At 61.9% G+C, this 20,569-nt stretch carries 19 protein-coding genes; 7 read left to right on the top strand and 12 right to left on the bottom strand.

The genetic code is table 11. From position 1 onward, the window contains the following. Positions 1–2 precede the first annotated feature (2 nt). Both tsaE and ACVI9W_RS09870 read right to left on the bottom strand, forming a co-directional pair. On the bottom strand, positions 3–473 hold the full coding sequence (gene tsaE, locus ACVI9W_RS09865) for a tRNA (adenosine(37)-N6)-threonylcarbamoyltransferase complex ATPase subunit type 1 TsaE (protein WP_038615215.1): 471 nt from the start codon (positions 471–473) through the stop codon (positions 3–5). Next, entirely contained in the window at positions 461–1,321 is an 861-nt protein-coding gene (locus ACVI9W_RS09870) for an NAD(P)H-hydrate dehydratase (protein WP_461529899.1), read from the bottom strand. Before ACVI9W_RS09870 ends, tsaE begins: the two co-directional genes overlap by 13 nt. Before the next feature lie 63 nt (positions 1,322–1,384). On the opposite strand from ACVI9W_RS09870, the gene queG reads away from it, so the two are divergent. Beyond that, on the top strand, positions 1,385–2,458 hold the full coding sequence (gene queG / locus ACVI9W_RS09875) for a tRNA epoxyqueuosine(34) reductase QueG (protein WP_461529900.1): 1,074 nt from the start codon (positions 1,385–1,387) through the stop codon (positions 2,456–2,458). Between the two features lie 105 nt (positions 2,459–2,563). On the opposite strand, the gene ACVI9W_RS09880 is transcribed toward queG, so the two are convergent. Further along, the gene (locus ACVI9W_RS09880) at positions 2,564–3,175 is read right to left on the bottom strand and encodes a trimeric intracellular cation channel family protein (protein ID WP_028945669.1); all 612 of its coding nucleotides are present in this window, start codon (positions 3,173–3,175) and stop codon (positions 2,564–2,566) included. A gap of 100 nt (positions 3,176–3,275) precedes the next feature. After that, on the bottom strand, positions 3,276–3,818 hold the full coding sequence (gene orn, locus ACVI9W_RS09885) for an oligoribonuclease (RefSeq protein ID WP_038615221.1): 543 nt from the start codon (positions 3,816–3,818) through the stop codon (positions 3,276–3,278). 91 nt (positions 3,819–3,909) lie between these two features. Here orn and rsgA point away from each other — a divergent pair, with 91 nt between their 5' ends. After that, a complete protein-coding gene (gene rsgA, locus ACVI9W_RS09890) occupies positions 3,910–4,941 on the top strand; it encodes a small ribosomal subunit biogenesis GTPase RsgA (protein WP_038616993.1) in 1,032 nt (343 codons plus the stop codon). Between the two features lie 260 nt (positions 4,942–5,201). Next, positions 5,202–5,684, top strand: coding sequence for a TIR domain-containing protein (locus tag ACVI9W_RS09895; RefSeq protein ID WP_461529901.1), 483 nt, complete (start codon positions 5,202–5,204; stop codon positions 5,682–5,684). Between the two features lie 66 nt (positions 5,685–5,750). On the opposite strand, the gene motB is transcribed toward ACVI9W_RS09895, so the two are convergent. Then, the gene (gene motB, locus ACVI9W_RS09900; protein ID WP_461529902.1) at positions 5,751–6,749 is read right to left on the bottom strand and encodes a flagellar motor protein MotB; all 999 of its coding nucleotides are present in this window, start codon (positions 6,747–6,749) and stop codon (positions 5,751–5,753) included. Between the two features lie 3 nt (positions 6,750–6,752). After that, on the bottom strand, positions 6,753–7,604 hold the full coding sequence (gene motA / locus ACVI9W_RS09905; RefSeq protein ID WP_038615227.1) for a flagellar motor stator protein MotA: 852 nt from the start codon (positions 7,602–7,604) through the stop codon (positions 6,753–6,755). A 129-nt stretch (positions 7,605–7,733) separates the two neighbouring features. Between motA and ACVI9W_RS09910 the strand changes: the two genes are divergently transcribed. The 3 genes from ACVI9W_RS09910 to asd are packed head-to-tail and all read left to right on the top strand — an operon-like array spanning position 7,734 to position 10,998. Then, positions 7,734–9,269 carry an HDOD domain-containing protein gene (locus ACVI9W_RS09910; RefSeq protein WP_461531813.1) on the top strand — a complete coding sequence of 512 codons (1,536 nt, stop codon included), beginning with the start codon at positions 7,734–7,736 and terminating at the stop codon, positions 9,267–9,269. Positions 9,270–9,315: 46 nt separating this feature from the next. Then, on the top strand, positions 9,316–10,125 hold the full coding sequence (locus ACVI9W_RS09915) for a rhodanese-like domain-containing protein (RefSeq protein ID WP_461529903.1): 810 nt from the start codon (positions 9,316–9,318) through the stop codon (positions 10,123–10,125). Positions 10,126–10,134: 9 nt separating this feature from the next. Then, positions 10,135–10,998: an archaetidylserine decarboxylase gene (asd, locus tag ACVI9W_RS09920; protein WP_038615233.1), complete on the top strand. Its 864-nt coding sequence runs from the start codon at positions 10,135–10,137 to the stop codon at positions 10,996–10,998. 45 nt (positions 10,999–11,043) lie between these two features. On the opposite strand, the gene serB is transcribed toward asd, so the two are convergent. Continuing rightward, on the bottom strand, positions 11,044–12,258 hold the full coding sequence (gene serB / locus ACVI9W_RS09925) for a phosphoserine phosphatase SerB (protein ID WP_038615235.1): 1,215 nt from the start codon (positions 12,256–12,258) through the stop codon (positions 11,044–11,046). Between the two features lie 134 nt (positions 12,259–12,392). Between serB and ACVI9W_RS09930 the strand changes: the two genes are divergently transcribed. Then, entirely contained in the window at positions 12,393–13,883 is a 1,491-nt protein-coding gene (locus ACVI9W_RS09930; RefSeq protein WP_342623469.1) for a histidine kinase, read from the top strand. 127 nt (positions 13,884–14,010) lie between these two features. Here ACVI9W_RS09930 and ACVI9W_RS09935 read toward each other — a convergent pair whose 3' ends face one another. From ACVI9W_RS09935 to parE, 5 genes are all read right to left on the bottom strand, one after another. Beyond that, entirely contained in the window at positions 14,011–14,718 is a 708-nt protein-coding gene (locus ACVI9W_RS09935; protein ID WP_075226601.1) for a PqiC family protein, read from the bottom strand. Positions 14,719–14,894: 176 nt separating this feature from the next. Further along, positions 14,895–17,153, bottom strand: coding sequence for a DNA topoisomerase IV subunit A (gene parC / locus ACVI9W_RS09940; protein WP_038615241.1), 2,259 nt, complete (start codon positions 17,151–17,153; stop codon positions 14,895–14,897). Between the two features lie 10 nt (positions 17,154–17,163). Continuing rightward, complete coding sequence (locus tag ACVI9W_RS09945; protein ID WP_191830706.1) at positions 17,164–17,682, bottom strand: retropepsin-like aspartic protease family protein; 519 nt, start codon at positions 17,680–17,682, stop codon at positions 17,164–17,166. After that, entirely contained in the window at positions 17,679–18,665 is a 987-nt protein-coding gene (locus ACVI9W_RS09950; RefSeq protein WP_461529904.1) for an esterase-like activity of phytase family protein, read from the bottom strand. The genes ACVI9W_RS09945 and ACVI9W_RS09950 overlap by 4 nt, the downstream gene beginning before the upstream one ends. Beyond that, positions 18,662–20,566 (bottom strand): DNA topoisomerase IV subunit B, encoded by a 1,905-nt coding sequence (parE, locus tag ACVI9W_RS09955; RefSeq protein ID WP_422416910.1) that lies wholly within the window; start codon positions 20,564–20,566, stop codon positions 18,662–18,664. Before parE ends, ACVI9W_RS09950 begins: the two co-directional genes overlap by 4 nt. Between the last annotated feature and the right edge of the window lie 3 nt (positions 20,567–20,569).

Here is a 20,569-nt window from a genome sequence, read left to right on the forward strand (position 1 = left end):
TTCTATTTGAATTCCAAGGCCAGAGCGGCACACCAGGCTTCGCCACGAGCCCCCTGCGGCGACAGGTTGAGCGAACGACCGCTCGCCTGGGGGCTTATGGTAATGGTCAGGTCGGGCTTTGGCAAAATACCCGCCCCCTTTTGGGGCCATTCGAACAGGCACAGGGCATCGTTTTCGAAGTAATCGCGAATACCGATGTACTCAAGCTCTTCGGGATCGACCAGGCGATAGAGGTCGAAGTGGAAGGCACGGATCTCGCCGATCTCGTAGGGCTCGACCACAGTAAATGTAGGGCTTTTCACCGCCCCTTTGTGGCCGAGACCACGGATGATGCCGCGCGACAGGGTGGTTTTACCCATTCCCAGGTCGCCTTCCAGAAAAATCACGCCGTGACCTTTGGTCACTTCGGCGATACGGGTGCCGAAGCGGACCATGGCCTCTTCGTCGGCCAAAAACAGGGTTACACCTGACACGCTGAATGCTCCTCCAATAAATGACGAATGGCCGGGACCAGATCGCTGGCCGCCAGCCCCCGACCGTGCATGCCCAACCGCTCTCCGGCACAAGCATGCAGCCAGACGCCCAGGCAGGCGGCGTCCCAGCCCGACATGCCCTGAGCCAACAGCGCCCCCAGCACACCACTGAGCACATCGCCCAGGCCCGCTCCGGCCATCGCCGGATGCCCCCGGTTGCACAGGGCAAGCTGCCCGGCCGGATCAGCCACCAGGGTGCCGGCGCCCTTGAGCACACAGATGACCGCATATTTACGCGCAAGTTTGCGCGCCGCCCCGGCACGATCTGCCTGTACTGCTTCGGTGGAAATGCCCAGCAGCCTTGCCGCCTCCCCCGGATGCGGGGTAATGATCGAGCCCGCCGCCAGCGCCAATGGCGCCCGTGCCAGCAGGTTCAAGGCGTCGGCATCCCACACTTGCGGCAACCGCGCGCTGACGACTGCCGACAGCACGCTACGCCCCCAGGCCGCCTGGCCGAGGCCGGGGCCGACCACCACGACCGACGCGCGCTCGATAGGGGTCATCAACTGATTGGCCGAATGCACACCCAGACACATCACCTCCGGCAGCCGCGCCAGGGCCGCAGGCACCTGCTCGCTGCGCGTGGCCAGCGAAACCAGCCCGGCGCCACAACGCAAGGCGGCTTCGGCGCTGAGCAGAACCGCTCCGCCGGTACCACGATCGCCGCCAACCACCAGGACATGGCCGAAATCACCTTTTTGCGCCGCAAGCGGGCGCGGCGCGAGGGGCGTCAAGGCAACACTGGTGAGGATTTGCGCCTGGTTTGCAGGGTGTTTGGTCTGAGGCATGGGTCAAAGGCTCCGATGTCTGGCAGAATTATACGCACCTGAGTCTGCGTTGCCTTATTTCCCATGCCTGCTGCCACCCCCGATCTTCCCGCACTGGCCCAATCAATCAAGGATTGGGGCAAAGAACTCGGCTTTGCCCATGTCGGCATCGCCGGGGTGGAGCTGGGCGAGCACGAGCAACACCTGGAGCGTTGGCTGCAGGCGGGCTATCACGGTGAAATGGACTACATGGGCGCGCATGGCAGCAAACGCTCGCACCCCGAGCAACTGGTGCCCGGCACCCTGCGCGTGGTGTCCCTGCGCATGGACTACCTGCCAGGCGACACGCGCATGGCCCAGCAACTGGCCCAGCCGGAAAAAGCCTACATCTCCCGTTACGCCCTGGGTCGTGACTACCACAAGCTGATTCGCAAGCGCGTGCAGCACCTGGCCGAGCGCATCCAGAAAGAAATCGGTCCCTTCGGCTTTCGCGCCTTCGTTGACAGTGCGCCGGTGCTGGAGAAGGCCATCGCCGAGCAGGCCGGCCTGGGCTGGATTGGCAAGAACACGCTGCTGCTCAACCGCAAGGCGGGCAGCTACTTCTTTCTCGCCGAACTGTTTGTCGACCTGCCGCTGCCTGTCGATCCGCCCCAGGTCAGCGAACACTGCGGGCGTTGCACGGCCTGCCTGGACATCTGCCCCACCCAGGCCTTTGTCGGCCCTTACTTGCTCGATGCCCGACGCTGCATCTCGTACCTGACCATCGAGCTGAAAAGCGCCATCCCTGAAGAGCTGCGCGCGCTGATCGGCAACCGGGTGTTCGGTTGCGATGACTGCCAGATCGTCTGTCCATGGAACCGCTTTGCCAGGCCCACCGGCGAGAGCGACTTCAAGCCCCGGCATGGCCTCGACAGCGCGGGATTGGCGGAGTTGTTCATGTGGGATGAACAGACCTTTCTCGACAGTACGGAAGGCTCGCCGCTGCGGCGCGCCGGCTATGAGCGCTGGCTGCGCAACCTGGCGGTGGGGTTGGGGAATGCGCCGTCGACAATCCAGGTACTGGAGGCACTTAAAGCCCGCCAGGACTACCCTTCGGAGCTGGTGCGCGAGCATGTGGAGTGGGCACTGAAGCAACATGCCGCGCGGCAAGCCAGCTGATTTCGCGGCGCGGCCATCGCTGGCAAGGCCAGCTCCCACAGGGTTTGGTGGGCACAGAAATTGTGGGAGCCGGCCTTGCCGGCGATGAGGCCGGTACAGCCCTGATCAATGCTCGTCGTTGTAATGAAACTTCGGCATTTCCCAGTGGAAACGAATCGCCAGCAAGCGCAGCAGAAAGCCGCCAAACAAGGTCAGCAGAATCGCCTGCTCGCCGGGTACCTTGAAGTAGACACAACCCAGATAGAACCAGGCCGCCGCAAAAGACACGCTCGCATACAGCTCACGGCGGAAGATCAGCGGAATATCGTTACAGAAAATATCCCGGAGAATGCCGCCAAACACCCCGGTGATCACCCCGCTGATAGACGCCACCAACATGCCCTGCCCCATCTCCAGGGCGGTCATGCAGCCGATCAGGGTAAAAGCGACCAGCCCCAGCGCATCAAGCACCAGGAACAAGGAGCGCAGGTGACGCATCAAGGGCGCAATGAAGATGGTCATAAGCGCGGCAAAGCTGGTCAGCACCAGGTATTCCGGGTGCTTGACCCAGGTCAGCGGGTAATGCCCCAGCAACACATCGCGCACTGAACCGCCACCCAGGGCGGTGATGCAGGCAATCAGCACCACACCGAACCAGTCCATGCCGCGGCGCCCGGCAGACAGCGCGCCAGTCATGGCTTCAGCAGTGATTGCAATGAGGTAGAGCATCAACAACATGGCGCAGATCCGTGCAATGGGGCGCGCAGTCTAACCAGTTGCCTCAGGCACCAAAAGGGGGCGCCGCACGGATTGTCTGTACAACCGTGCGGCAAGGCGATCAGAACTTGATGAAGTGCTCGCGATAGTGACGCAGTTCGTTGATCGATTCGCGAATATCGTCCAGCGCCAGGTGCGTGCCGCCCTTCTTGAAACTGTCGCGCACCTCAGGTGCCCAGCGTGCCGCCAGCTCTTTGAGGGTCGAGACATCCAGGTTGCGGTAGTGGAAGTAGTTTTCCAGGCCACGCATGTGACGGTAGAGGAAACGGCGATCCTGGCAGATGCTGTTGCCACAGATCGGCGACTTGCCTTTCGGTACCCACTGCTCCAGGAAGGCAATGGTCTGCGCTTCGGCTTCGGCCATGCTGACCTTGCTGTCCTTGACCCGCTGGGTCAGGCCGGAAGCGCCATGGGTACGGGTGTTCCACTCGTCCATGCGCGCCAGCACCTCGTCACTGTGGTGAATGGCGATCACCGGCCCTTCGGCCAAGGTGTTGAGGTCGCTGTCAGTAACGATGGTGGCCATTTCGATAATGACGTCGTGGTCCGGATCCAGACCGGTCATTTCCAGGTCGATCCAGATCAGGTTCTGTGGGTTCTGCATGATTCTGCTCCTCGGTAGGTGCGCAGTTTAGCCTAGTGGAGCGTGCTAAACTCCTCGCCGTTTAATAATGCATGCCGAACACGGAACCTTCATGGCCAAACGCCAGCTCAATCGCCGCCAAAACTGGCGGATCGAAAAAATCCAGGGTGAACGCGCTGCCCGCGCCGCCAAACGCGAAAAACAGACCCTGCAGGAGCTCGAAGGCGGTGACCTGGGCCCCGAGCAACTTGGTCTGGTGATCGCCCACTTTGGCGTGCAGGTCGAAGTCGAGGCCCAGGACGGCGAAGACGCCGGCCAGGTGTTCCGTTGCCACTTGCGCGCCAACCTGCCTGCGCTGGTAACCGGCGACCGCGTGGTGTGGCGCGCGGGCAACCAGGGTATCGGCGTAATCGTCGCGCAAATGCCGCGCAACACCGAGCTGTGCCGCCCCGATAGCCGTGGCCAGCTCAAGCCAGTGGCGGCCAACGTCGATCTGATCGTGATCGTCTTCGCCCCGGCGCCGGAACCGCATGCCAACCTGATCGACCGCTACCTGGTAGCCGCCGAACACGCCGGCATTCACCCGCTGCTGTTGCTGAACAAAGCCGACCTGATCAACGAACAGAACGCCCCGGCGCTCAACGCGCTGCTGGCCGTGTACCGGCAGCTGGGTTATCCATTGCTGGAGGTTTCGGCCCATCACGGCGATGGCATGCAGCAGTTGCAGGCACGCCTGGATGGCCATATCAGCGTCTTCGTTGGTCAGTCGGGGGTCGGCAAGTCGTCGCTGGTCAACAGCCTGCTGCCCGAGGTGCAGACCCGGGTCGGCGATCTGTCGGAGTGGTCCGGCCAGGGTACGCACACCACCACGACCGCACGCCTGTACCACTTCCCGGGCGGCGGTGAGCTGATCGACTCCCCGGGTATTCGCGAATTTGGCCTGGGTCACGTCAGCCGTGCCGATGTCGAAGCCGGTTTCATCGAGTTCAACGACCTGATCGGCACCTGCCGCTTCCGTGACTGCAAGCATGATCGCGAGCCCGGTTGCGCGTTGCTCAAGGCCCTGGAAGACGGTCGTGTCCAGCAGCAGCGGATGAACAGCTACCGCTCGATCATTGCCAGCCTGCCTGAAGACAGCTACTGAAATACCGCGTGAGGCTCGCAATGGGCCTCACTTTGCTGCCTCGTAGGACATCCCTGCAGGAAAATTTACCAAGCAAGGTAGGACCCTTCTTTAACGCTGGTCGTCCCTTGCCGTCATAAAAGCTTTCATTGATTGTCACCTTTCAGATTCGCCACGACCAAGCGAATCAACTCCATGCTCTGAGTATGAAAGGAATCAACAATGACAATTCGATCCTTAGGTACCCGCCACCCAGCCTGTGCACCAGGAGGGCCCGCCTGATGCCAGTCGTTATCAGCTATCGCCACCCGCAACGCCTGGATGCCTACATCATCAGCGAACGCCTGAAGCTCGAAGGCATTGCTACTCACCTTGATCTGTTCGATGGCGACGCCGGGCAGACCGGCGACGACATCAGCGGCCTGGTCTGTAGCAACATCAGCAGCTGTACGCACCTGATCAGCGTGCTATCCGAAGAGAACGCCGATACCTGGTGGGTGCCCTTCCAGCTTGGCGCCGCCACCCTCAGCAATCGTCGGGTGACGCTGTTCCAATGCGCAGAGAGCACACTGCCTGACTACCTGGACAAGTGGCCGATCATGAGCTCACGCGAGCATATCGACCTGTTCGTCCTCGCCTACCATGACGAACAGACCTTCAAACGTTCGATCACCAAAGAAGAAGCTGGCGCCGACGCCACCAACCGTCTGAACGCCGGCTTCTTTCACGCCGACCTGAAGGCCAAGATCCGCCGCGGCTTCTGAACCCTCCCACAAAGCACAACGCCCGCGAGCATCGCTGCTCACGGGCGTTGTGGTCAGAACACAGGATTACTCCTTGCTCTCATCCATCTTCAACACACCATCCTCGAAGATGTTCAGCTTCTGGCGCAGCTCGCGCGGCTGCATCGGCTCGGCCTCGGGCGCCGGGGCCGGCACTGCAGGCGCTGGAGCCGGCGCATTGGCGTCTGGCGCAGCTGGCTGCTCGCCTTCAAGGGTCCGCTGGGCCTTCTTGGTCAGGACAATGATGTCGATGCGCCGGTTGACCGGGTTGAGCGGGTTCGCCCGGTCAAACAACGATGACGAGGCGTAACCGACCACCCGTGCAACCTGCGTATCCGGGTAGCCACCGGCAACCAGGGCGCGCCGCGCCGCGTTGGCACGGTTGGCCGACAGTTCCCAGTTACCGAACTCACCGGTGCCTGCATACGGCTTGGCATCGGTATGGCCGCTGATACTGATCTTGTTCGGCACCGCCTTGATGGTGTCGGCCATGGCCAGCAGGATATCTTCGAAGTACGGCTGCAAGCGGGCGCTGCCCAGGTCGAACATGGGCCGGTTTTCAGCATCCATGATCTGGATGCGCAGACCATCCTGGGTAATTTCGAAGAGGATCTGGTCCTTGAACTTCTGCAGCTGCGGGTTTTCTTCGACCTTGTTCTGCAATTCCTGCAAGAGCAACTCGAGACGCTCGCGCTCAACCTGCTCGGCCATGCTTTCAACCTTGTCCTGGCCCAGCTGGATACTGGTGTCCGGGGTCGGCTCGGACTTCACTTCCGGGTTGATGGTCTTTTCCGGAGCAAGTTGTGGCGAGCCCCCCAGGTCAATAACGTAGGGCGTGCCGCTTTCGGAAAAACCGATCGGGTCCTTGAAGTAGCCGGCAATGGCGATCTTCTGCTCCGGCGTGGCCGTCGACAGCAGCCAGAGCACCAGGAAGAACGCCATCATCGCCGTAGCGAAGTCGGCGAAGGCGATCTTCCAGGCGCCACCATGGTGGCCGTCGCCAAAGCGTTTGACGCGTTTGACGATAATGGGCTGGTTGTTCTCCATGACTCAGCGTCCGCGAACCGCTTGTTCCAGCTCGGCGAAGCTCGGACGGTGGGCTGGGAACAGCACCTTGCGTCCAAATTCCACAGCCAGCGACGGCGGCATACCGGAAGCCGAGGCTACCAGCGAAGCCTTGATGGCTTCATAGACGTTGAGCTCTTCCCGGGCATCCTGACGCAAGGCAGTAGCCAGCGGGCCAAAGAAACCGTACGCCGCGAGAATACCGAAGAAGGTACCGACCAGCGCCGCACCCACGTGCAGGCCGATGGATTTCTGGTCGCCATCGCCCAGCGAGGCCATGGTCACCACGATCCCCAGTACCGCCGCAACAATACCGAAGCCTGGCATACCGTCGGCGATACCGGTCACGGCATGGGACGGGTGTTCGAGCTCTTCCTTCATGCTCAGCAGCTCCATGTCGAACAGGCCTTCGAGCTCATGCGGAGCCATGTTGCCGGTGGACATGATGCGCAGGTAGTCGCAGATGAACGCAGTCATGCGCTCGTCACCGAGCACAGCGGGGTACTTGGCAAAAATCGGGCTGGAGGCGGCGTCTTCGATATCGGCTTCAATCGCCATCATGCCTTCGCGCCGGCTCTTGTTGAGGATCTCGTAGACCAGCCCGAGCACCTCGATATAGAAGGTATGGGTAAAGCGCGTACCAAACATCTTCAGCGACTTCTTGATTACATGCATGGTCATGTAACCGGGGTTCGCCTGCAGGAACGCACCAAAGGCCGCGCCACCGATGATCAACACCTCGAAGGGCTGAATCAGCGCGGCAATTTTGCCGTGGGATAGAACATATCCGCCGAGCACACTCGCGAATACGACGATGATGCCGATAATTTTAGCCATAGATAGAAAGCACTTACTGTCGTGGTCAGGGTCGTGAGCGGAAGTTAATAAAACTCTTCTTCTACTTATCGGCAGATCTGCGCCAGACTATAGTCAGTCACGGCGAAAAGCCAGTTCGGCCCCTCCAGCATACCTATTGAAACCATCGTGCCAGATCAAATACCAAAAACACTCGATGCCTGGGTCAAACTACTCGATAGCGTTCGCCTGCCGGTTCCGCTGGCCAGCTACGAGCGGGTAAAAGCCAGCATTGCCGACAACCGCAGCTCGCTGCGCGACATTGCCGAGGTGATGCAGGACAGCCCGGCGCTGGTACTCAGCGTCATGCGCGAGGCCAACCATCACACCCATGCCAGCATCGGCGAACCCGCCGAAAGCCTGGAAGTCGCCCTCAATCGCCTGGGACTGGCACGCACCTCAGCGCTGTTGGAGCGCTTGCCGGCGCTCCCCGAGGGTGAAATTGCGCCAACCTTGCGCCAATTGCAGCTGGTCAGCCAACATGCCAGCCAGCAGGCCAACGGCCTGTTCGCCAGCCGCCTGGCGCGGCTCTGGCAGGAAATACACTGGGGCAGCCTGTTGTTCCTGTCGCCTTTATGGCCACTGGCCCTGACCTTTCCCAAGCTGCTTGAAGACTGGGAACTGCGCGTGGTGCACAAGGGCGAATCGGCACCGCAGGTAGAACTGGAGCTGTTCGGGGTACGGCTGCTCAGCTTGTGCCAGGCATTAGCCGAACACTGGCGCCTGCCGGAGTGGGTCACGCGCGGCTATCACCTGCTGCAGGAAGAGCGGCGTTTGCTGGCCAAGGCACTGCACATCGCCCGTGATCGAAACAACCTGCGCCAACAGCAGCGTCTGGACGACAACCCGAACCTGCGCCGCTGGTTCAATCAGCCCGCCAACACCGTACTCTTGGCCAACGGCCTGGCACTGGCGGCACAAGTTGGCTGGACCAACGCCCATGTTCGACGCTGGCAACTGCTCACCAGCCTGTACCTGCAGACCTCACTGGATGATGTGCAACAGCTGGTGCACCAACAAGCGGTCATCAGCGCCCGCCACCATGCCTGCCATGACCTGTTTCACCCGGCCGAAGCCCTGCTCTGGCCCTGGCATCAACGGCGCCTGCACCAGGGGCTGATCGCCCCGCCGCCGCCCTCGGCCCAGGCCCTGGGCACCTGGCGCAAGCTGTGCGCCGAGCTACTGGTCGAGCCCAGCCCGTTCAGCAATGCCATTCACCTGACGACCCTGGCCCGAGATGCCTTGGTCGCCTGTGGCATGCAGCGGGTCATGCTGCTGATGACCGACAAGACCCAGACTCAGCTGCGGGTTCATCAGATTGCCGGACTGGCGCCAGAAGCGGCTGGCCTGGTTTTGCCTGTTGAACAGAGCAAACTGCTTCAGCGCCTGTTGAGCGCGTCGGCGCAACTGCGCCTGACCCCCGAAAATCACGCACAATTCTCGGCACTGCTTCCGGCCCACTTGCGCGCATTGTTTCGCAGCGAACACCTGCTGTTGCGCTCGCTGTCGAGCAATGGCCGCGTAGTGATGCTGCTGATCGCCGACCAGGGTGCAAAACCGCTGGCTGACATCAGCGTGCAGGCCTTTGCCAAGACCGCGCAATGTATCGAGCGCGCCTTGACCGCCTTCAGCACCCGCAGCGCCTGACCCATGCGCTACAATCGCCCCCTCTGTTCTGCTCTGGAGACTCTGGATGACTGACTTTTCTGGCTTGCCCCTGGTAATCGAACCGGCTGACCTGCAAGCCCGGCTTGATGTACCGGAGTTGATCCTGGTGGATCTGACCAGCGTCAACCGCTATAACAGCGGGCACATTCCGGGGGCTCGCTTTGTCGACCCGAAGCGTACCCAGCTGGGCCAACCCCCTGCGCCGGGCCTGCTGCCGGCCAAAGCTGACCTGGAAAAACTGTTTGCCGAACTCGGCCACAACGCCAATGCGGTCTACGTGGTCTATGACGACGAAGGCGGCGGCTGGGCCGGGCGTTTCATCTGGTTGCTGGATGTCATCGGCCACACGCGTTACCACTACCTCAACGGTGGTGCGCAAGCGTGGCCAGCGAGCACCCTCAGCACCGACGTACCGGCCGCTGCCAGCGGTACGGTCAGCCTGACCCTGCACGAAGAACCCACGGCAACCCGTGAATACCTGCAAAGCCGCATCGGCGCCGCCGACCTGGCGATCTGGGATGCACGCAGCCCCGCTGAATACCGCGGTGAGAAAGTCCTGGCCGCCAAGGGCGGGCACATTCCCGGCGCGGTCAATTTCGAATGGACTGCTGGCATGGACATGAACAATGCCCTGCGCATCCGCAAGGACATGCCCGAGATCCTCGAACAGCTGGGCATCAGCAAAGACAAGGAAGTGGTTACCCACTGCCAGACTCATCACCGCTCCGGCTTTACCTACCTGGTGGCCAAGCATCTGGGCTACCCTCGGGTCAAAGCCTATGCCGGATCCTGGGGCGAATGGGGCAACCACCCCGACACCCCTGTTGAAGTTTAAGGAAACCTAATGAAATCCCGCTTGTTCATCATCAGTCAGTACCTGCTGCCTCATCACCTGCTGTCGCGTCTGGCCGGCTGCATTGCCGAATGCCGCGTGCGCTGGTTCAAGAATGCCTTCACCAGCTGGTTCGCCAAGCGCTACCAGGTCGATATGTCCCAGGCCCTGGTCGAGGACGTCACCGCTTACGAGCACTTCAACGCCTTCTTCACCCGCGCCTTGAAACCCGGTGCACGTCCGCTAGACGAGACTCCGGGCGCAGTCCTCTGCCCGGCCGACGGTGCGGTCAGCCAACTGGGCCCGATCGAGCACGGTCGCATTTTCCAGGCCAAAGGCCACAGCTTCAGCGCGCTTGAACTGCTGGGCGGCGATCCGGCCAATGCTGCGCCGTTCATGGGCGGCGAATTCGCCACCATCTACCTGTCACCGAAGGACTACCACCGGGTGCACATGCCACTGGCCGGTACCCTGCGCGAAATGATCTATGTGCCGGGTCGACTGTTCTCGGTCAACCAGACCACCGCCGAAAACGTACCGGAGCTGTTTGCCCGCAACGAACGCGTGGTCTGCCTGTTCGATACCGAGCGCGGGCCGATGGCTGTGGTGCTGGTTGGCGCAATGATCGTCGCGTCGATCGAAACCGTCTGGGCTGGCCTGGTGACGCCACCGAAGCGTGAACTGAAGACCTTCCGCTACGACGAAGCCAGCCGCGCGCCGATCCACCTGGAAAAAGGTGCGGAACTGGGTCGCTTCAAGCTGGGTTCGACGGCCGTCGTGCTGTTTGGACCTGAGCAGGTCAAATGGGCCGAAGAACTCGGTGCCGGTTCGGCGGTGAGCATGGGCCAGCGTCTGGCGCTGCCTGCCCAGGCCTGAAAATGAAAAAGCCCGCAGCGATGCGGGCTTTTTTATGCCTTGTGTTTAGCTACGGCCGTCGCGATCGCGGAAGCCCAGCAGGTACAGCACACCGTCCAGACCCAGCGTCGAAATCGCCTGTTTGGCCGACTGCTTGACCAACGGCTTGGCACGGAACGCCACGCCCAGACCGGCGATGGCCAGCATCGGCAGGTCGTTTGCGCCGTCACCTACTGCAATGGTCTGCTCCATCTGCAAGCCTTCCTTGCGCGCCAGCTCACCCAGCAGGTCAGCCTTGCGCTGGGCATCGACGATCGGCTCAACCGCAACGCCGGTGACTTTACCGTCAACCACTTCCAGCTCGTTGGCAAAGACATAGTCGATGCCCAGCTTGGCCTGCAGTTGCTTGGCGAAGTAAGTGAAACCGCCAGACAGGATCGCGGTTTTGTAGCCCAGACGCTTGAGCTCGGCAAACAGGGTCTCGGCGCCCTCGGTCAGGCGCAGCGAAGCACCGATCTCGTCGAGCACGCCAACATCCAGGCCCTTGAGCAAGGCCAGACGCTCTTTGAAGCTGGCACGGAAGTCCAGCTCACCACGCATGGCGCGTTCGGTGATTTCCGACACCTGTTCACCCACGCCAGCGGCCTTGGCCAACTCGTCGATCACTTCGGCCTCGATCAGGGTCGAGTCCATATCGAACACCGCCAGACGGCGGTTGCGACGGAACAGCGAGTCCTGCTGGAAGGCGATGTCGACGTTCAGCTCCTGAGCCACACTGAGGAACTCGGCACGCAAAGCTTGCGGATCGGCCGGCTCGCCACGGACCGAAAACTCGATGCAACCCTTGCCCTGCTCGACCGGCGTATCCAGGGCCACACGGCCGGAAAGGCGGTCGATATGGTCGATGTTCAGCCCGTACTTGGCGGTAATCGAACTGACCCGCTGCAATTGTTCGGCAGTCACCTTGCGGGTCAGCAAGGTCACGATGTGACGCGCTTTACCCTGGCCTTCAACCCAGCTCTGGTAATCGGCTTCGGAAACCGGCGTGAAGCGGACCTGTTGATCGAGTTCGTTGCCCGCAGCCTGAATATTCTTCAGCACCGATGAGGCCTTATCGGTATCCGGGATTTCCACCAGAATGCCAAAAGACAGGGTGTCGTGAATCACCGCCTGACCAATGTCGAGGATGTTCACACCACCCTGGGCCAGAACGCCGGTGATGGCCGCAGTAAGACCCGGACGGTCTTCACCTGTGATGTTAATCAGAACGATTTCGCGCAAAACGGGCTCCGACTCGTGGAAAAAAGCACATTCTACCGATTTTCGCTGACCATCGGGTGCAGCCGATGCTTTGCCGGTCCATGAGCGCTCGCTATACTGCGCAGCAACTTCTCCGACATAAAGAGCCGCGCTCTGTGAACCGGCCCACGCCCGTTAAAACCGACAACTTCTTCCTGCTGATATTTCATGCTCTGCGCCAGCGCCGTGTGCCGCTTGCGCTGCGTATCGCCTGCCATAACGTGCTGCTGGTAGCACTGGCGCTGGTGATTTATGCCTGCGTGATGGGATTGCAATTCAAGCAGGCCATGCATGAACAAGCCGACGCCCTGGGGCAGAGCCTGACCACGCAGACCGCTACCTCGGCGACCGAGCTGCTGGTGTCCAACGACATCCTCAGCCTCAATGTGCTGCTGGGCAACCTGGTGAAAAACCCGCTGGTGGCCCATGCGGCGATCTACAGCGTCGACAACCGGATCCTCGCCGAAGCCGGTCAGCGCCCGAAAAACGGCCTGCTGGGTGAGGCCGAAGGCCTGTACCAGACCAAGATCACCTTCCAGGACGTGACCGCCGGGCAACTGCGCATCAGCCTGGACATGAGCCAGTTCCAGCAGCCGCTGACCATCAGCCTGCAGAGCATGGGCATTCTCGCCGGTATCCTGCTGGCCCTGGCCCTGGCCATGAGCTTGCGCCTGGGGCGCTTCATCTCTACCCCGCTGCTGCAGCTGCGGGTGTGGCTACGTGACATCAACGAGTTCACCCCGGCCACTGACCGCCAGGATGAGATCGGTGACCTGGCCCGCCAGCTGCACACCCGCTTCGCCCCACCGCCGCGCGAAGTCGAGCCGGAGCCCGAAGAGCTGGACGAAGACGAACCCGAGTTCGAAGTTCGTAACCTGCGCGACCCGAGTTTTGACGAAGCACCTGCTGTGGCCAAGATCAGCAAGCCGGTAACTGCCGACGACGACAACGATGACGCATTTGCCGACCTGATCGACGACGAAACGCACAGCGCCCCGCGCCCTGCCCCGCAAGCCGTCAATCGCGAGCCCCAGGCCAGTGCGGTACTGGCTGTGCAGCTAGGCTCCCAGGAGCAACTTCGGCGCCTGCCGCGCACCCGCCTGACCGAGTTGCTGGAGCGCTATCGCGACTGCCTTGACCAGGCCGCATCGCTTTATGAAAGCGAAGTACACACCCTCAACGACGGCAGCACCCTGATGCTGTTCCACAGCCAGGACAGTGGCGAGGACTACCTCACCAATGCCATTTGCTGTGGCGAGCTGTTGCGCGCCCTTGGGCATGCCCTGCAGATCGAAGTGGCCGACAGTGGCATCACCTTGCAGCTGCAGCTGGGCCTGACCCTGGGTGAAGACCTGCACGGCCTGAACCAGATCGACCTGCTGTTGACCGAGAAGGCCCAGGATGCCCTGGCCCTGTCGCAACACAGCCGTAACCTGCTGCTGGTTGAACGCAAGATCAGCGACGACAGCTTGATCCGTCAGCGCGCCCGTATCCGTCCGATTGCCAGCCCCGAGGGTGCCTGCTGCGTCGAGCGCCTGATGGAGCCTTACCCGTCGATGCTGGAGCGCCAGCTGGCGCGGATGCATGAGCGTCGGGTCAAGGGTTGATCTTTATGCATTGATCGCGGGGCAAGCCCGCTCCCACTGTGGGAGCGGGCTTGCCCCGCGATAGCAACCTCAATACCACAGCCACAAAAAAGCCCGCATCGCTGCGGGCTTTTTTGTGGCTTCTTGCTTAGAAGCGGAACACTTCCAGATCGGTACGAATTGGCGTCGCCAGAGGAATCTTCGGCTTCTCCGGCTCTTTACGCACCTGCACCGGCGCAGCCTTCTTCGGCGTCTCTTCAACGATTGGAGGCTGGTTGGCCAAAGGCTTGAGGGCAATGCTCAACTGCTCAGCGAGCTTTTGCAGCAACTGCCCCTGGGCCTGAACCTGCGCGGCCGAGCTACCCTGGTGCTGTTGTTCCAGATGAACAATGCGGTTGTCCCGGACCTGGCCACGGCGATCAAGCAAACGCCACTGGGCATCCAGAATCGCCGGTTGGTTAGTGCCGGAGTCCAGACGGGTAATCGACAGAAGGACCTGCACATCCGGCGTGAAGCCGGTATTAGCCGGTGCCAGCACTACGCGCTGGCTGTCCAGGCGCCAGGCCAGCTGACGGACCAGCAACTGATCGATATCTGCCGACAGGCTGCCAGCCCAGCGGCCATCGGTCGCTGCGGTCAGGCTGCCATCGGACTGACGCTGCAGCAGAGTCTCGCGCTGCAGATAGTCGGCGACCGAGACCGGGCCGAGCACGACAGCCATGCCCGCGCTTTGCTTGGGTTGGCCAGGCTCACCACTGTCGAGCTGATACAGGGATACCGGCTGGTGCATGCTGCAACCGGCCAGACCGAGCACGCCACTCATCAGCAGAACAAACGGAAGGCGCAGAAATTTCATCATCCCATCCAGGCGGTCGCCACAAGGCAAACCGCAGTGATACTCATATAGATTCATTCGGGCACACAGCTACGCTGGCACCGCAAGGGCCCTATCATCCGCGAAATAGCGGCACGACTCCAGTGTTTCAACCACGAACGGGCGCTAATTTACCCATTCGCAGCCTCTGTCCCGGCTTATACGGGATTTTCCACCAACAACGCATCAACCCGCTGGAAGCCCCGTGGCAGTTTATTACCTCGACGGCCACGCTCCCCTTTGTAATGCTCAAGGTCATCGGCCTTCAGTGACAGCGTACGCTTACCGGCCTGTAACACAAGAGTGGCGCCATCGGCAATGACCGCCAGATCGGTGACGAACTCCTCACGGCTGGCAACCCGGTCGCCGGGAATCCCGATGATCTTGTTGCCCTTGCCTTTGCCCAGCTGTGGCAGGTCGCTGATCTTGAAGATCAACAGACGCCCTTCGGTGGTCACCGCTGCCAGCCAGTTCAGCTCGCGGTCAGCCACCGCGCGCGGGGCAATGACCTTGGCACCATTGGGAAGGCTGAGCAACGCCTTGCCGGCCTTGTTCTTGGCCTGCAGGTCTTCGCCTTTGACCACGAAGCCGTAGCCGGCGTCGGAGGCGATTACATACAGCGCATCATCTTCAGGCAGCAGCACACACTCGAAGCCCGCCCCCGGCGGCGGCGTCAGACGACCGGTCAGCGGTTCGCCCTGGCCGCGTGCCGAAGGCAAGGTATGCGCGGCAACCGAATAGCTGCGTCCTGTGGTGTCGATGAACACGGCAAACTGATTGGAACGCCCGGCGGCAGCGGTTTTGAAACCGTCACCGGCCTTATAGGACAGGCCCGTGGCGTCGATATCATGGCCTTTGGCGCAACGTACCCAGCCTTTTTCCGACAGCACCACCGTCACCGGCTCGGTCGGCATCAATTCATTTTCCGACAGCGCCTTGGCTTCAGCACGCTCGACGATCGGCGAACGACGATTGTCGCCGTAGGTTTCAGCATCCTTGATCAGCTCGGCACGCACCAGTTTGCGCAGCTTGCTTTCGCTGCCCAGCAGCGCGATCAGTTTGGCTTGCTCCTTGGCCAACTCGTCCTGCTCATTGCGGATCTTCATCTCTTCCAGCCGCGCCAGCTGGCGCAGGCGGGTTTCGAGGATGTACTCGGCCTGGGTTTCAGTCAGGTCGAAGCGCGCGATCAGCGCGGCTTTGGGCTGATCCTCGGTACGGATGATGTGGATCACTTCATCCAGGTTGAGGAACGCAACCAGCAAACCTTCGAGCAGGTGCAGGCGGCGCTCGACCTTGTCCAGACGGAATTGCAGGCGGCGGCGCACGGTCTGTACGCGGAACTCAAGCCATTCGACCAGCAGCGCACGCAGGTTCTTCAGCTGCGGACGACCATCCAGGCCGATAATGTTGACGTTGACCCGGTAGCTGGACTCAAGGTCGGTGGTGGCGAACAGGTGCTGCATCAGCTCGTCGAGGTCAACCCGGTTGGAGCGGGCGATGATCACAATGCGGCACGGGTTCTCGTGGTCCGACTCATCGCGCAGGTCTGCCACCATCGGCAACTTCTTGGCCTGCATCTGCGCGGCGATCTGCTCCAGTACCTTGGCCCCGGAAACTTGATGCGGCAGTGCCGTGACGACGATATCGCCATCTTCAATGCGGTAGACCGCGCGCATGCGCACCGAGCCGCGGCCGCTTTCGTAAATTTTCAGCAGTTCTGCGCGCGGGGTGATGATCTCCGCTTCGGTCGGGTAATCCGGGCCCTGGATATGCTCGCAAAGCTGCTCGACCGTAGCTTTCGGCTCGTCCAGCAGGCGCACGCAGGCGCTGGCGACTTCGCGCAGGTTGTGCGGCGGCACGTCGGTGGCCATGCCCACGGCGATACCGGTGGTGCCGTTGAGCAGGATATTCGGCAAACGTGCCGGCAGTACCGCAGGTTCATCCAGGGTACCGTCGAAGTTCGGTACCCAGTCGGCGGTGCCTTGGCCCAGCTCGCTGAGCAGCACTTCGGAGTAGCGCGACAGGCGCGCCTCGGTATAACGCATGGCGGCGAACGATTTCGGATCGTCCGGCGCACCCCAGTTGCCCTGGCCATCGACCAGGGTGTAGCGGTAGCTGAACGGCTGGGCCATCAGCACCATGGCTTCATAGCACGCCGAGTCGCCGTGGGGGTGGAACTTGCCGAGTACGTCACCCACTGTACGCGCCGACTTCTTGTGCTTGGAGTCGGCGTCCAGGCCCAGTTCACTCATGGCATAGACGATACGTCGCTGCACCGGCTTCAGGCCGTCGCCGATATGCGGCAAGGCGCGGTCCATGATCACGTACATGGAGTAGTTGAGGTAGGCCTGTTCGGTGAAGTCAGCCAGTGACCGGCGCTCTACGCCATCGAGGCTGAGATCAAGGGAGTCGCTCATGCGGGCCTCATCATTTCAGGTTCTGGCGCAGCAGCAAGGTGCCACCACGCTGGGTAAATTCGAGTTGTTTCAGGGCACTCATGCCCAGTAGTACCTGGTCGCCATCCAGCCCTGGGACCACCAGGGCGCGCACCTCGCGCAGCAGAATGTCACCCAGTTGCAGCGTGCCAAGGCGGGTGCGATAGCCCTGGGTCCGGCCATTGGCGGTACTCAGCATCACCGGGGCACCACGCTCAAGATCAAGGGTTGCGGCCAGCCGTTCGGGAATTGCCACGTCGGTGGCACCGGTATCGAGGAGAAAATGTACTGCCTGGCCATTGATCTGACCATCGGCGACAAAGTGGCCCTGGCCGTTACCTGCCAGCTGCACCTCGATAAAACCTTCGCCGTGCTGGGAGCGGACCTGTGCATTGGGGTTGGCCTGACGCTGCTCCCAATCACCGAAAAAGCGTGTGGCCAGGAACAATCCGGCCGCCCAGGCCAGGACCAGCAGTACTCTGCCAGCACGCTTGCCTGGAGGCTGACTCACGATTTACTGCTCCAGCCGCCAGCTGGAGCGGCAAAACGCCAGACAACCGGCCGCGACTCGCCGTCGTTGCGGGTTGCACCATTGTTGTCCAAGCCGATCCAGGCGCCTTCAGCATCGATCACCAGCGCCTCGGCCAGGCCAAATGGCTGGGCGTACAGACGCGGCTCGGTCAAGCCACCTTCAGCGTACGACCAGCAGCGCTCGACCTTGGCGCTCGCCGTGTCGCGCCGACAGATACGATGGGCGTTGCGTTCCAGGGTGAACAGCTTGTCGTTGAACAGTGCCAGGTCAGCAAAATCCCGTGGTAGCGCGCGCGCGCCGGGCATCTGCGGCGGCTGCATTTCGACCCCGGCCTCACTGAGCAGCACACAGCCATTGCCGCAATTCCAGATGGTCTGCTGGCGATTGATCAGCAACAGCCCGCGGCGCTCGCGCTCGGCCGCCAGCCAGATGCGATCACCGGCCGGACTCACCGCCAGGCCCTCGAACAGGGCGTTGAAATGCAGGAGCATGCCGCTGGCCCGCGCCTGACGCACCATGCTCGGGTCGATCTTCAGCCAGTTCGGCTCGCCGTCGACCGGCACCTGCAACACGCCAGCATGGGCCTCGCTGACCAGGTAGCGGTTGCCGGCGGCATCACAACTGATGCCTTCGAAATCCAGATCGCCGCCACGAACCTTGCCGACTGCCCAGGTCCGCGAACGAATCCCCCAGGGCAAGCCGCTTTCCGGCACCGGCGGCGCCGCCACCGGCACCGATTCGGCCTGCCATACCGGCGCCTGGGTATTGAGCCGGTAAATCAGCTCGTCATCGCGGTCTGACACCGTCCATAGCTCACCCTTGCACAGCGCCAGGCCCGACAGGTTGCCGCCGCGCATGCCCTCGACCGGGTACTCGGCGACAAACTTCAATTCCGGCCACGGCGCGGCCTGCAATGACAGGGCAAAAACGCCAAGCACTGCTGCCAGGAGTGAACGAATCAAGCCAGGACCTCGGCCAGGTTGCCTTTGGACTCCAGCCAGTTCTTGCGGTCACCGGCACGCTTTTTGGCCAGCAGCATGTCCATGATTTCGCGGGTGCCGTCCAGATCGTCCAGAGTCAACTGGACCAGACGGCGGGTGTTCGGATCCATGGTGGTTTCACGCAGCTGCGGCGGGTTCATTTCACCCAGGCCTTTGAATCGCGTGACCTGCGGCTTGCCGCGCTTCTTCTCGGCGACCAGGCGATCGAGGATGCCATCACGCTCGGCTTCATCGAGGGCGTAGTAGATTTCCTTGCCCAGGTCGATGCGGTACAGCGGCGGCATGGCCACGTAGACGTGACCGGCCTCGACCAGCGGACGGAAATGCTGGACGAACAGTGCGCAAAGCAAGGTGGCAATGTGCAGACCGTCGGAGTCGGCGTCGGCGAGGATGCAGATCTTGCCGTAGCGCAGCTGGCTCATGTCGGCAGCGCCAGGATCGACGCCGATCGCCACGGCGATGTTGTGCACCTCCTGGCTGGCCAGGACTTCACCGCCGTCGACCTCCCAGGTATTGAGGATCTTGCCGCGCAGCGGCAGGATCGCCTGAAACTCCTTGTCGCGCGCCTGCTTGGCCGAACCGCCTGCCGAGTCACCCTCGACCAGGAACAGCTCGGCACGCATCGGATCCTGCCCTGCGCAGTCAGCCAGTTTGCCCGGCAATGCCGGCCCCTGGGTGACACGCTTGCGCTCGACCTTCTTGCTGGCCTTGAGACGGCGCCCGGCGTTGTTGATCGCCAGTTCAGCCAGTTGCATACCCAATTCTGGGTGGGCGTTGAGCCACAGGCTGAACGCATCCTTGACCACGCCAGAGACGAACGCCGCCGCTTCGCGGGACGACAAGCGCTCTTTGGTCTGCCCGGAGAACTGCGGTTCCTGCATTTTCATCGAGAGCACGAAGGTGATGCGCTCCCAGACGTCTTCAGGTGCCAGCTTGACCCCGCGTGGCAACAGATTGCGGAACTCGCAGAACTCGCGCATGGCATCGAGCAGGCCCTGGCGCAGGCCGTTGACGTGCGTGCCGCCCTGAGCCGTAGGAATCAGGTTGACGTAGCTTTCCTGGACGCTGTCGCCGCCTTCGGGCAACCACAGCAGGGCCCAGTCGACGGCCTCCTTGTTGCCGGCCAGGCTGCCGCAGAACGGCTCGTCGGGCAGGCGCAGGAACTCGCTGACCGAGTCGACCAGGTAGGAACGCAGACCGTCTTCATAGTGCCATTCGACTTTTTCGCCGCTGGCCTTGTCTTCGAAGCTGACCAGCAGGCCCGGGCACAAGACCGCTTTGGCCTTGAGCACGTGCTTGAGGCGGCTGATGGAAAACTTCGGTGAATCGAAATACTTCGGGTCCGGCGCGAAATACACGCTGGTGCCGGTGTTGCGCTTGCCAACTGTACCGACGACTTCCAGCTCGGTGGCCTTGTAGCCGTCGGCGAAGGTCATCTGGTACTCGTTGCCATCGCGCTTGACCTTGACCCGCACCTGGCTGGACAAGGCGTTGACCACGGAAATACCCACGCCGTGCAGACCACCAGAGAACTGGTAGTTCTTGTTGGAGAACTTGCCGCCGGCGTGCAGCTTGGTGAGGATCAGTTCGACCCCGGAAACCCCCTCTTCCGGGTGGATGTCCACGGGCATGCCGCGACCGTCATCGGACACTTCCAGCGAATGGTCGGCGTGCAGGATCACCTGCACCGACTTGGCGTGCCCGGCCAGGGCTTCGTCGACACTGTTGTCGATGACTTCCTGGGCCAGGTGGTTCGGCCGGCTGGTGTCGGTGTACATGCCCGGGCGTTTGCGCACCGGGTCAAGGCCCGAGAGGACTTCGATGGCGTCTGCGTTATAGGCACTAGCGCTGGGAATGGCCATGGG

This window comes from Pseudomonas sp. 210_17 TE3656 (genome assembly GCF_054821965.1).